Annotated in this window: 13 protein-coding genes; 3 read left to right on the forward strand and 10 right to left on the reverse strand. The window is 56.3% G+C overall.

What is annotated here, in order from left to right; all coding sequences use genetic code 11:
- Positions 1-6 precede the first annotated feature (6 nt).
- From ACN085_RS06695 to ACN085_RS06715, 5 genes are all read right to left on the reverse strand, one after another.
- Positions 7-1275, reverse strand: coding sequence for a hypothetical protein (locus tag ACN085_RS06695; RefSeq protein ID WP_419098937.1), 1269 nt, complete (start codon positions 1273-1275; stop codon positions 7-9).
- A 354-nt stretch (positions 1276-1629) separates the two neighbouring features.
- Complete coding sequence (locus ACN085_RS06700) at positions 1630-3933, reverse strand: FdhF/YdeP family oxidoreductase (RefSeq protein ID WP_419110994.1); 2304 nt, start codon at positions 3931-3933, stop codon at positions 1630-1632.
- Between the two features lie 41 nt (positions 3934-3974).
- Positions 3975-4841 (reverse strand): formate dehydrogenase accessory sulfurtransferase FdhD, encoded by an 867-nt coding sequence (gene fdhD, locus ACN085_RS06705; RefSeq protein WP_419110995.1) that lies wholly within the window; start codon positions 4839-4841, stop codon positions 3975-3977.
- A complete protein-coding gene (locus ACN085_RS06710; protein ID WP_419110996.1) occupies positions 4828-5136 on the reverse strand; it encodes a DUF6457 domain-containing protein in 309 nt (102 codons plus the stop codon). The genes fdhD and ACN085_RS06710 overlap by 14 nt, the downstream gene beginning before the upstream one ends.
- Positions 5137-5271: 135 nt before the next feature.
- Positions 5272-5628 (reverse strand): DUF2218 domain-containing protein, encoded by a 357-nt coding sequence (locus ACN085_RS06715; RefSeq protein ID WP_419110997.1) that lies wholly within the window; start codon positions 5626-5628, stop codon positions 5272-5274.
- A gap of 236 nt (positions 5629-5864) precedes the next feature.
- Between ACN085_RS06715 and ACN085_RS06720 the strand changes: the two genes are divergently transcribed.
- Entirely contained in the window at positions 5865-7334 is a 1470-nt protein-coding gene (locus ACN085_RS06720) for an NCS2 family permease (RefSeq protein WP_419110998.1), read from the forward strand.
- Positions 7335-7435: 101 nt separating this feature from the next.
- Positions 7436-7858 carry a YchJ family protein gene (locus ACN085_RS06725; RefSeq protein WP_419104102.1) on the forward strand — a complete coding sequence of 141 codons (423 nt, stop codon included), beginning with the start codon at positions 7436-7438 and terminating at the stop codon, positions 7856-7858.
- A gap of 52 nt (positions 7859-7910) precedes the next feature.
- Here ACN085_RS06725 and ACN085_RS06730 read toward each other — a convergent pair whose 3' ends face one another.
- From ACN085_RS06730 to ACN085_RS06740, 3 genes are all read right to left on the reverse strand, one after another.
- Entirely contained in the window at positions 7911-8216 is a 306-nt protein-coding gene (locus tag ACN085_RS06730) for a winged helix-turn-helix domain-containing protein (protein ID WP_419110999.1), read from the reverse strand.
- 27 nt (positions 8217-8243) lie between these two features.
- Positions 8244-8441, reverse strand: a complete 198-nt coding sequence (locus ACN085_RS06735) for an RNA-binding domain-containing protein (RefSeq protein WP_419111052.1) — start codon at positions 8439-8441, stop codon at positions 8244-8246.
- 189 nt (positions 8442-8630) lie between these two features.
- Entirely contained in the window at positions 8631-9542 is a 912-nt protein-coding gene (locus ACN085_RS06740; protein ID WP_419104100.1) for a spermidine synthase, read from the reverse strand.
- A gap of 87 nt (positions 9543-9629) precedes the next feature.
- On the opposite strand from ACN085_RS06740, the gene ACN085_RS06745 reads away from it, so the two are divergent.
- Entirely contained in the window at positions 9630-10247 is a 618-nt protein-coding gene (locus ACN085_RS06745; RefSeq protein ID WP_419111000.1) for a GNAT family N-acetyltransferase, read from the forward strand.
- A 22-nt stretch (positions 10248-10269) separates the two neighbouring features.
- On the opposite strand, the gene ACN085_RS06750 is transcribed toward ACN085_RS06745, so the two are convergent.
- Together ACN085_RS06750 and ACN085_RS06755 are read right to left on the reverse strand one after the other, a co-directional pair.
- On the reverse strand, positions 10270-12063 hold the full coding sequence (locus ACN085_RS06750) for a WXG100 family type VII secretion target (protein ID WP_419098928.1): 1794 nt from the start codon (positions 12061-12063) through the stop codon (positions 10270-10272).
- A 4-nt stretch (positions 12064-12067) separates the two neighbouring features.
- Positions 12068-12610: a hypothetical protein gene (locus ACN085_RS06755; RefSeq protein WP_419104098.1), complete on the reverse strand. Its 543-nt coding sequence runs from the start codon at positions 12608-12610 to the stop codon at positions 12068-12070.
- Positions 12611-12673: the final 63 nt, after the last annotated feature.

Raw genomic sequence — 12673 nt, forward strand, 5'->3', positions numbered from 1 at the left:
AGAGAACTACCAGGTGACAGCGTGCCGCCAGAAAAGGTCGTAGGCAGGAAGTTTCCAGGTCTTGCGGAAGGCTATGTAGGCAATCGTGACAAGCACGACCTCACCAGCCATGATGATGAAGTAGCCATTGGTATTCGGGATAAGGGCGAAAGCAAGCATGCACAAAATCAAATGTGCCAGACCTAAGACCTGAGGAATCAGATGGGACCCCAAGTAATCAACCTGGTAGCTGTAGATAGCAACAGCCAGGAACATCCACGAAGACATGATGATGCTAAAAGCCAAGATAACCGAGTCTGGCAGGTAGAAGAACATGAAGACTGCAACGAAGACAGAGCAGATACCAGCCATCAGCAGGGTGCGCTGTGTAGCCTGCAGAACTCGGCGTTCCACCTTCTTCGAGTAGCTCTGAACCTGGCTATAACCTCTGGTCTGGATAGCCTCACGCAGCTTTGCCACAGCACGGTCAACCTGTTTTGCCTCAGCAGCGAAGAAATAGTTATAGGCAACAACAGCAGGGATAAGACCCATGTAGATGGTGACAACCTGCAGTTCGCCACCCTGGGAGATAAAGAAGATGTACTTATCTGCCCAAAGGACGGTACCAATGAGGAAGCCACGGAGCATCTCGCGTGCAACAACAGGGTAGTAAAGCCGTTTGAAGAGGCTCAGGTAGCCAATGTAATCGCGAATTACAAAGAGCATGACCAAAATACCCATGAGAGGGGGGAGGAACCAGATCTTGGGGGCGATCAGCAGGGCAAGGGCGTAGGCCAGCCAGGAGAAGCCCCAGGCCTTACGGCTATCGGTGGGCAGATTGGCCACAACCAGAAGCTGCCCAAACATGACGTTCAAGAAACCCAGGAGCAGGAAAGCCATCAGAACGGTCAGGTTCCAGTGCAGAGCAAAGTAAAAGGGAAGAGCGAAAAGGATGAGCGCGGGCACTACTGCCAGGCAGGTTGAGACCCAATATTCGGCGAACCTTTTGGTGCAAGCCTCCAGATCACGCTCCCCCAGCAGGTCGTCCATAGCTTTATAGACGGGCAGGCAGATGCTCTGGGACATCCAGGGCACAGTAATGGAGACTGCCAGAATCACCTGTGTGAGGGCTACACCGCCCAGGGTCACCTCAGAAATTTGCGGGGTGACTAGCGGAAAAATAGTGGTTAGGAGGATGACGGGGGATAGATAAAGCAGAAATTGAATCAGAAATTTACGCTTTCGTGGATTTATTATCTTGCCCCGACGAGTAGATGTCATAAGTGCGGTTGACATAGGTAGATCTTTCTTAGGTGCGATTCCCTCTTCTTTATTTAGAACCATTATCCCAGTATCGGTGCTTGTCAAAAGCAGGGTTTTGCCCCCATTCAGGCTTTGTCACCATAATGTGGGACAGAAATCCAGGGCGAAAACTGACAAGTGAGCCAGGAGCTCAGGGTGAGGACCCAGCACCCGTCCCCCAAAAGGGGTAAAAGAAACATAAGCGCTAGTCAGGGTCATAAAAATGGCATAAAGAATACCAGTAAAGTCGGGGCATCACATTCCGGGGCGCATATTTTCTAGACCCCGGTCAGCAGAACTTTAAAAGGAAAAGGGGCAGACCTAGCGGTCTGCCCCCTCCCCAACTCGCTATACCTCTGCTTGCCGCCCTAAAGACTCAAGGCGCACTAGCACAGACTTATAAACCGGCGTATTGGAACCTTTAGCTGCTGAATCCAGCGGGACCAAAACATTCCCCTCAGGAAGATAAACAGAGCAACAACCGCGCGCGTGATCATACTCAATGACGCGGAAGTTAGGGGCGCGGCGCTCCCCGTCCTCCCAGACAGAAACAATATCGACCAGGCTGCCATCCTGCAGGCCCAGCTGAGCAATATCATCCCTGTGCATAAAGACAACTCGGCGGCCCTGACGAACACCCCGATAACGATCGTCAAGCCCGTAAATGGTGGAATTGAACTGGTCGTGAGAGCGCACTGTTGATAGCAAAAGGTGACCGGCAGGAAGATCCAGCACGTTTGTCTCGTTCACCGTTAACAAAGCCTTACCGTTCTCAGTATTGAAAACACGCTCACGCGGGCCATTAGGCAGGTAGAAGCCCCCGGGCTTCTCTATGCGCTCATTGTAGTTCTCAAAACCAGGCACAGTGGCCTCAATCGCATCACGGATCAGAGCGTAGTTATCAATCATGGGCTGCCAGAAGTCATCCCCAAAAGTTTCGCGCCCCACCGAGCAGATGATATCTACCTCAGATTTCAGGTTCAGGTCATTGTTGGCCTTACGCTTACCGACGGAGGCTGAAACAACCCCAAAGGAATTCTCCACGGTAACTTTCTGAGGGCCACTGGCCTGGATATCCTCATCGGTTCGAGCACGGACCGGCAGAATCAGGGCTTTTTCCCCGGGCCAAGCATGTGACCCGTTGGGCTTGGTGGAGAGGTGGACCGTCATCTCCTGGCTGCTCATGGCCTTCTCACAGGTAGCGGTATCGGAGGCAACACGCACCAGGTTTCCACCCAGAGACATAAAGAACCGGTTACCACCATCACGCATCTGGCGTAGCGCCTTAACGGTATCTAAACCATGCTCACGGGGAACGGGAAAACCGAAGTGCTCTTCAACTGCTGCCAAGAAGGGCTCAGGCATCTTCTCCCAGATACCTACCGTCCGGTTGCCCTGGACATTGGAATGGCCCCTAAAGGGTGCGCTACCGGCGCCCGGCTTACCGATATTACCGGTCAAGAAGAGGAAGTTCATGATCTCACGCAGGGTGCCTACCGACTCGCGGTGCTGAGTAACGCCGAGCGTCCACGAAACAATAGCGCTCTCGGCCCGCTCCACCAAGTCAGCAACCCGAGCCACCTGAGCGGCAGAAATGCCTGAACCAACTTCAAGCTCGGCATCATCAAGGCTCAGCAGATGCTCCTTGAGCTGCTCAAAGCCGCTGGTGAACTTGTCGATAAAAACATGGTCCAGGGCATCACGCAGAATCAGCTCCTTATTGAGCTGTTGGAAGAAGGCGCGGTCACCATCAAGACGTACCTGCAGGTACTCATCGGCTAGTTTCTCTGGAACCACCATACCCATAGGTGACTGAGGCTCCCGAAAGGCCATCAACCCGGTTTCAGGCATGGGGTTGAGCACCACCATCTTGCCGCCGTTTTCCTTCATTTTCTTAAAGCTAGTGAGCGAACGCGGGTGGTTGGTGCCGGGGTTCTGCCCCACAGAAATCAGCAGGTCGGTGGTTTCAAGGTCGCTCATGGTGATGGACCCCTTGCCCAGACCCGCTACCTCTTTAAGGGCTACCCCCGTTGATTCGTGGCAGAGATTACCGCAGTCTGGGAGATTATTTGATCCCAAGCGTCGGGCCAGTAGTTGGAAAGCATAGGCGGCCTCGTTGGAGGCCCGACCGGAGGTATAAAAAACCGCTTTTTGAGGGTCAGTGCGCTGGAGTTGCTCAGCGATCAGGGCAAAGGCTTTCTCCCAGGAGACGGGGCGGTAGTGGTCATCACCGCTGGAACGGTCATAGAGAAGAGGTTCGGTGATACGCCCCTGCTTACCCAACCAGAAATCCGTCTTAGTTCGTAGCTCTGTCACTGAGTAGCGTGCCCAAAAATCAGCCCCCGCCCGATCAGCAGTGGTCTCCTCCGCAATAGCCTTAGCACCGTTTTCGCAGAACTCCACAAGATTCATGTCATTCTGATAGGGCTCAGGCCAAGCACAGCCTGGGCAATCTACGCCCCCGGGCTTATTCATGGTCAGCAAAGGCAAGAGACCCCGCGCAGGAATGGCATGCTGCATTGCGTGGATAACTCCCCCAGGACCTGCCGCCACCTTTACTCGATGACCTACCTTAGGGTTATCAAAGGCCGTGGGGTTAGCGCCCTCGGCCCCCGACAAGGAACTACTCTTTTGCCTCAACACTTTAGCCATAGCATCATTCTAGCCCCCTGAGCACACGGGATCAGAGAATCTCACCTGCTATGTTCTGCTATATGCCCCGCATAGAGAGTAAAGCGATTATCCCGAGTGAAAGCAATGAGGGTCAAGCCCGCTTGGCGGGCAAGATCAACAGCTAATGAAGACGGCGCAGAGACCGCCACTAAAGCAGAAAAACCAGCTAAAACAGCCTTTTGCACCAGCTCAAAAGAAGCCCGGGAACTAACCACAAGGGTCTTGCCGGGCACATTCATATTCTGCCCAGATCCTGGCTCCCCCAACCCCCCCTTTAAAAGCAGATAGCCAATAACCTTATCCACAGCGTTATGGCGGCCAATATCTTCGCGCGCAACGAGCATACTGCCCTGTGAATCAAAAACAGCCGCCCCATGAATTCCCCCGGTTTTACCAAAAAGCACCTGCCGCTCCCGGAGCTGCTGGGGAAAATCCAGTATCTGCTGTGGAGTCAAAACCGCAGGCGCAATCGGCCTGTTGGCCTTACCCATAATCGACTCAATAGAAGTAGAACCACACACCCCGCAGGCTGAGTTCGTCACGGTCAGCCGCACATGTTCCAAGCCCGGAGCGAGGACTGCGCCTACACTGGTCAGATCCAGTACGTTATAGGTATTAGCGCCATCTGGACCGGTAGCCCCGGCACAGTACCGGGCAGCCCTGATGTCCTCTGCACCGCGAATAATGCCCTCAGAATGTAAAAACCCATGTGCCAGCTCAAGGTCATGCCCCGGCGTGCGCATGGTGGTGGTGATAACACGCCCATCCAGACGGATTTCTAGGGGCTCCTCGGGGGTCAGCGACTCAGTTCGACGACTAGATGTGAAGCTGCCATCTTCACCCAAGACATAGCGGGTTGCCGCAAGGCTACGGTTAAGCCTGCCCATCAGCTTGCTCCACCACATCGTCGATACCGGCGATAGCCACAAGCGCTTGGGCTATCGCATCGGGTGTTGATAGAGCGCCAGCCTGACCAGAACCGGCTTGAGCTGCAGCATAGCCCACCAAAAAAGCCGCCAGGGGCGCAGCGGGACGAACCACACCGTGCGCTACCCTCTTGGTCAAGCCAAGTAAGTGGGGGGTTAGCTCGCTGATAAGCGCTGGGTCAAGGTCTAGTTGAGCAGATGCCCGGCGCAGGAAGTCACGAGCGATCTCTAAGTCACCAGGATTTTTCTCAGCCATAGCCCTCCAGGTCAGGATCAAAAAGGTTCCCTTCCAAGATACACTCCCCCGCAAGCCCCCCCTGGGACAGCCTCTCAACACATCCCAAAGGCGATAGCGGGCAAAGCCCCACAGTGAAACCCCTGAACCTATCTGTCAGCTGAGGCTCTCAGGGGTAAAACTGACCGCCAGCCCCTCACGCTCACCGAACCGCTCCAGGTGGCGACCTAAAACGCCTTCAAGACCTTCGCACTTCTCGGGAGTCCCAGCGTACACCTTAAGAACCAGGCAACCCTGCTCCTGCCCCGATCCCACGAGAAGATCCCCATACCCCCTGAAGTTCCCGTCACGATTAAAAGTTAGGCGGTAGCCCCCCTCAATCTGCTCTACCGGAATTTTATGCCCCATGTGCGAAGCGAGTTGCTTGGCATACCGAGCCGGGCGCTCCGTAGTCACAACTGCGCGCGAACGAACAGATAAACTCTCAAGAGCTGGGTAAGCGGAATCAGTCATGGGTAAACCTTTCATGATAGTTAGGCACACCTTATCTTATAGGGCATCCGTAAAAAGCACTATGGCACAGGCATCTCCCTCCCCCTGCGCAAGATTAAAACCAGCCCCGGATACCTCAGAAAGTGTAAAAGGCGTAGACTAGACAGGTACATTAGAGCGCTACCACAGTCTCCGATACGGTGGCGCTCTCTCATTTCTGGGCACACACCCACACGAGTATCTACGGATTTTCACGAATGTCTTCTGAGAACACCGCGGCTCAAAAACCCGCAACCACCAGCGCTATCGACAGCTTCTTCAAAATCACCGAACGTGGCTCAACCCTAGCCACCGAACTCCGAGGCGGCCTGGCCACCTTCTTTGCCATGGCCTACATCGTAGTCCTCAACCCTCTCATCCTGGGGCTAGCCCCGGACGGCGCAGGCAACACCCTCGGCGTTGAACGAGTTGCCGCCGCAACCGCGCTTATCGCGGGTATCCTCACCATCGTCATGGGTCTGTGGGCCAAACAGCCCTTCGCCATGGCAGCCGGCCTGGGCGTCAACGCCCTACTCGCATCAACCATTGCCACCACCCCCAACCTCACCTGGCCCCAAATCATGGGCCTGGTCGTCTGGGCAGGTATCGTCATGGCAATCCTGGTTCTTACCGGCTTCCGCCGCGCAGTCTTTGACGCCGTACCCGAATCTCTTAAAACCGCAATCGTTGTAGGTATCGGCCTCTTCATCTCCCTCATTGGCCTGGTCAACGCCGGCATTGTACGCCGCATGCCCGACGCCGCAGGTACCACCGTCCCCGTCTCCTTCGGTGCTGACGGCCACCTCAACGGCTGGCCTACCCTGGTCTTCCTCTTTGGGCTCTTCCTAACTATTGCCCTCTTCATCCGCAACGTGCGCGGCGCAATTCTCATCGGTGTAGTTGCCTCAACCATCCTGGCCATCATCCTAGAAAAAGTAGCGCCCTCTGGCTCATCCCTTGACTCAGCAACCGGCTGGTCACTCATGATCCCTGGCATTCCTACCCAGTGGGTAGGCCACCCCGACCTCTCCCTCATTGGCTCAGTGGACATGGTCGGAGCTTTCTCCGCAAGCTCCCTAGGAACCCTGGGCGCCACCATGCTCATGTTCGCCATCCTGCTCGCCGTTTTCTTCGATGTCATGGGAACCTCGGTAGGCCTGGCTACTGAAGCCGGCACCATAGATAAAGACGGCAAGATTGGGAACATCGACCGGGTGCTCCTCATAGACGCGGCAGGCTCCGTACTCGGTGGTGGCTCATCGAGCTCCGCACACCAAATCTTTGTGGAGTCCGCAACCGGCATCGGCGAAGGCGCCCGTACAGGCTTTGCCAACATGGTCACCGGCGCGCTCTTCCTGCTGGCTGTCTTCATCTCACCGCTGGTATCTATTGTTCCTTTCGAAGCAGTAGCACCCGCGCTAGTTGTCGTCGGCTTCCTCATGGTCCGCCAGGCCATCCACATTGATTGGACAGACTGGGGCCTGGGTATCCCAGCCTTCCTGACCATCATCATGATGCCTTTCACCTACTCCATTGCCGACGGTATCGGTGCAGGCTTCATCGCCTTCACCTTCATCCGCCTGGTCCAGGGCCGCGGTAAAGATGTACACCCCATTATGTACATCGTCTCGGCAGCCTTCCTGGTCTTTTTCGGTATGGGCATCATTGAAGGTTGGATGCACAGCTAAGCCCGCAAGAACCCCTATAGTTCTAAGCCCCGCCCCCCCTCTTTGCGTCACCCCCAATACAGAGCGGGCGGGGTTTCTTATTCCCTGTTTTAATTGAGGGCATGATTGATTCCACAACACGTTGCCCCTGCGGGACCGGCGAAACCTATGGCTCCTGCTGCCAGCGCTACCACCGGCAATTCGCTCAGACCGGTGCCCTCACCGCCCCCACCCCTGAGGCTCTCATGCGCTCCCGCTTCACTGCTTTTGCCCTCAACCTGCCTGACTATCTACTGGCAACCTGGCACCCCACTACCCGGCCACACTCTCTAGAGCTTGATGAGAGCCTGCGGTGGTACAGGCTCGATATCCTGAAAGCCACCGGCGGGCCCTTCGACCCCCAGGGAACCGTACACTTTGCCGCCTACTACCGGTCAGCACCGGGTACACCCAAAAGTCAGAAGGTGGGCGGGCTACAGACCGAAGTTTCCCAATTCACCAGAGAAAAGGGGGTCTGGTACTACCTTGACGGCGCTGTCGAGTAGCCCACGAAAAAAGCACCTATCAGGGGCTCAACAAGCAGGATTTCTGCAAGAACTAACCAATCATGCTCTTTAAGGCATACACAGTGGAATGGCTACCCTGACTACCCACCATCACCATATCCCCGCGCTTCAACAGGGGACGTAAAGCATAGCGCACCTGAGCAAGGCTTAAGCCCAGGCGCTCTGCCAATTCTGGTGCTGAAAGCTCACCGCCCCGGCCTAGGGCATCAACAATATATGGGGAATTCTTGCTCAGCCTTACCGGCGATTCAGCTACCGCAGACACTACAGGAGCAAGCTTCGCAGATTCAGGAGCAACCTGGGCTAGCGGCTCAGCCCGGTCAAACCAAAGAATCACCTTAAACTTAACCCCGCTGTTAATAAGCTAAGGAGTGGGGGTAGCCTCATTCCGAGCGAGGGAGGCAATGCCCGTCTCTACCGTGGCATCCGCTCCAACCGCGGTAAACCCGCTCTTGTCATCGACACCCAGGATCAGGGTCCCGCCATCGGGCATATTGGCAAAAGCGGGGAGTGTTTGCCCTAGATTCTGCGGTAAACCCTCCCGGGCGGCCTTGACCTCAATCTCAGTGCTATCAAAGCCTCGTTCCCGAAGTAGGGCAAGGGTTTCTTCAAGTCTCTGGGCGTTCTATTCCATAAGTCAATGATTCTCAGTGAGGTAGATTTTTATCAGTGATACCCTCAGTGTTAAGAGTGAGGACTTGCCCCAAGAGCCACTAGCACAAGACTATTGCTCCAGGGGAAGAATTTGACGTTACCCGCGTAGCTCTCGATCTAGTTGGACCGTATCCAGGTTCGGGGCGCCATCCCGCCGGGGCTGGGCAGAGCGAGCAAAGTCTCGGACCCAAGCATCGTCCTTGTACTGGGCGGGGACACCGCCACCCAGCAGGCGTTTGCTAATAGCGGCCGTTACCAGGTCCCCCTCCACGGGGAGGGGCGAATTAGAACCGGCGATAATCACGTTGCCGCGGCGACGGCCCTTAAGCATGGCCGGGTCAGCCACAATACAGGTGTGCTCAAATACCCGGGCGATAGCAGCAGCCTCGGCCCGTGCGCCGTTGAGGTTACGGTCATCGCCGCAGTTGATGATGTACAGCCCACCGGGCGCTAGAGAGCGAGCGCCTAGCTGGGTGAATTCAAGGGTGGTTAGCGGCTCAGGAGTGATATAGCCCGAAAAAACGTCACGGATGATGATGTCCCGCGACTGGGGAGCGAACCCCTCGGTGACCTGACGGGCTTCACCCACGCGAATCTTAACCAGGGGTGCCTTGGGCAGTTCAAACCACTCACGCACGTACTCGGCTAACTTGCCGTCAAGTTCCACCACGGTGTTACGCGACTGGGGGTAGATATCGGCCAGGTAGCGGGCCATTGAGCAGGCGCCGCCGCCCAGGTGGGTAATTCGGAGCTTGGCGGGATCGCAGTGGGCATCCACGAAAGGCTCAATGACAGCCGCTAGCCAGCGCATATACTCAAAATCTAGCTCGCGGGGTTTACCCAGCACAATGTGGGAGGACTCCATGCCATTGATTTCTAGCACCCAGCCACCGGGGGTGTAGTCATCCTCAATGAGTTCAGCGATACCGGTATCAATAGGGTATTTACCCTCAACTAGGGCCTCAGGGGCCTCTACCGTCGCCTTAGGTTTTCTTCTTCGTTTAGCCACCCCTCTAGCCTAGTGCTTCTTGGGCCGGGCAGTAGACTGGGTAGGGTGAGAGAGCGGTAACGCCGGTAGAAGAGGAAGGAGGCGGCTGTGGGTTTTGCGGTAAGTGGCAGGTATATCCTCAGCCCGGTGGGCACTGAGGATGGAAGCACCTATGTTGAGTTGCAATTTCAGTGCCTGGCCCAGACCTATAACACCCTGGTAGACCCCGAGTTCGGTGCCCGCCAGAGAGCTGCCGCCGAAACCCTGCACCGGGAGTTTGCTGAAAATATTGTAGCCCCCGGTGTACGAGCCTTTTTCGCCTACGAGAACCCCCAGTGGACACCGACTTCCGGCACTTCTTGCACAGTCGGTACCGCTCTTGACTGGGGTAAGCCGGTAGGTTTTGCCCTCTCCCGCCCGGGCCCCCTGCCCTGGGAGTACGAGGTGAACCTGCCCCTAGCGCCGGAAGGCACACGGGAACTTACCCACCTCTACACCCTAGAGTCCGTTCAGGGGACCGGGCTGGGAGCCGCCCTCTTTGATGCGGTACTCTACCCCGACGAGCCGGCCTACCTCTGGTACATCATAGGTAACCAGAAAGCAGTGCGTTTCTACGAGCAACGAGGCTTCGAGCCAGAAGGAAGCATCATTGATTGCGGTGGTGCCTGGGGGAAGGCTCGCACAGCCCGCATGGTGCGCGGGTTGAGCATCGAAAGTAGCGACTAAGCACCCCCTCCGCAGAGCTTAGCTACCCGGCAACCAGTTCAAGTTCAGGCTCAAAAATCTGGATGGGGCTCCCCAGCCCGGTAGCCGGAATATCAGGAGCTCCAAGCAAGCCGCCCAGGTTCTCCAGATGGTCCTGCAAGGTAGCCTCATACACCTTGATCTTATGATCCGGAACAGGAACCGGCGGTTTGCTAGCTCCCTCCTTGGGATGGAGTGGCTCAAGGATCGGGTCAAAAATCTCTACACCCCCGATGTTCACCTCCCCCAGACTATGCTCTACAGCTTGAACCAGATCTTCCGTATCTTGATAGAGATCTGCCGGGTTCACGTCTAAACTCACTCCCGTCATGATCTCCGCCGCTCCATGGGCAGCTCCCATGGCACCTATCGCCCTTTGCTCATCCTGGGTGATATCGGGCTTCTGGGTGGTTCCAGAATAGATATCAGCCTTCACCGATACATAGCCAGCAAAGATTTCTTCAAGCTCCGGGGACGGTTGCTGGGCTTCTGGCTCCTTGCTGGCTATCTCCTGGTACTCCTGTGCACCGTGAATACCTCCTGAATCCGGCACAGCCGTGTAGACATGGGACTCATCGGGCTTATAGTCCGGGCGGTCTCCACTCAGCATAGGAACATAATCCTCCCGATGGCGCAGATCAACGTGATGGATGCTATCGCGCACTTTGAGGTGGCCAATTGGGCCAGCCTGGGTCACCAGCCCCTTGACCCTGTAACGGGAATTGATGGTGTCGTTATTAGCGAGGGTAGCCGCTGCGGTAGCTCCCTGGCTAAAGCCCATAAAGGATATAGTTGCCCCCTCGGGGACCCCGGCGTCCTCTATAGCTTTCTCCACCAGAGACATGAGGGCCGTATAGTCTTGCGGGGCAAGGTGCGGGTTACTGCTGGATACAGTGCCAACGGTGCCGGGCCAACTATTGACACCCCCCTTATAGAATCCAGCCAGTGTATCCTCGAGGTTACCCCCCAAAAGATTCCCATCTGTCCCAGGAATAGTCACTAGGTACATGGTTTTGCCCGTGGTGGGGTTAACCAGCTTCTCCACCACAATATGGTCCCACTCCCCCTGGTAGCCCTGGCTAGCCATGTAGGTATCGCCTCTCTCCTCGATCTCCTTGACCTGCCCGAAACGGTGTGTAACGTCCTGCGGTGTGATCGGAACGGGTCCCATAAAGGCTGCTGCCTCGGTTTGATCGGTAAAGAGGTCACCGGTCATCTCCCGCTTGGCGCGTAGCCTTCCGGTCATACCCAGTCGATTAACAAAACCGTTAAGGGTAGAAGCCCCTCTCGCTAGGAGTAAATATCCACCGGGGGTCTTCCGGTAAATATCCAAGAGAGGCAACCCAACTTTTGGGGCACTACTGCTAAGAACCAAGCCACCCTTGATCACCCTAATTTTGAGACTGTCAACCGTGTAACCGAAGGCAGAGCCATAGGCTAGCGCTAGAGACTTACCCTGATTGGCAGCAACAGTAAATCCGCCCATAAGAGTTAGGGCAAAGGTCTCGGCTTCCTCGTAGGCCTGAGCCGCTTGGCCTACAGCTCGGGATAAGCGGCGCGTACCCGCAACCAGGGCAGTAAGCCCCGTTGAAGTCACACCCAGAGAAGTAAGTGCCTGCGCCCCGTTGCCGCTAGCGTCCAGAGGGGCCAGCAGGGCAACCTGGGAAGTAATGCCGAGTAGAGCGTTCCCCGTCTGATCGTACCGATCGGCAACACCGTTCAACTGGTCAGAAAGCGGCCCGAGTTCAGACATCTCCACCGAGATGCTTGAGCCAAGCGAAAGAAGTTTCTGGTTCATGGCTTTACCTCCCTACTCCAGCTAAGGCTGTGGACACTTGGGCCAGTAGGGGGTTGTTCATGGCCTGAACCAGCTCCGCGTGTAGGCCAGGAACACCGGCCTTCTGTGCGTAGACCACGAAGTCGTCCAATACGTCCTCGATCACTCCCATGCCACTGAGCGCCAGGTCTAAGGCCGCTCCCGCCGCCTTAACCGCCGTCGCAGCGGCCTCAAGTTCAAGGGCAACCATCTCACCAGAAATCCGGATGTGATGGGCTGTTTGGTCAAGCTCGCCCCACAACCGTTGGCCAGCTAAACATTCAATCTCAAGACCTTTCTGGAAGGCACGACCTGCCGCGGAGGTCCACTGCACCTGCCCCGCTACCCGCGCTGTACCGGTTGCGGTGTGCACATGGACAGCTTCACGGCTCACCTGCTCAGCCAGCGAAGCGGCCCAGTTGCGGACTCGCTGAGCCATATCCAGTGCGCCCGCGCTGGCCTGGGCCGCACCGCTACTGGCCCAGCCTGACCTGCCGGCGGCTTGCGCAATCTCATAGATCGAGGGCATGCCCTACCTCCTCATTTATCGGGGTACCTTTGTGCCTACACCTTAGGGGCCGTAATTCGCACG

This window comes from Rothia sp. P4278, from assembly GCF_048512945.1.
GTDB lineage: Bacteria > Actinomycetota > Actinomycetes > Actinomycetales > Micrococcaceae > Rothia.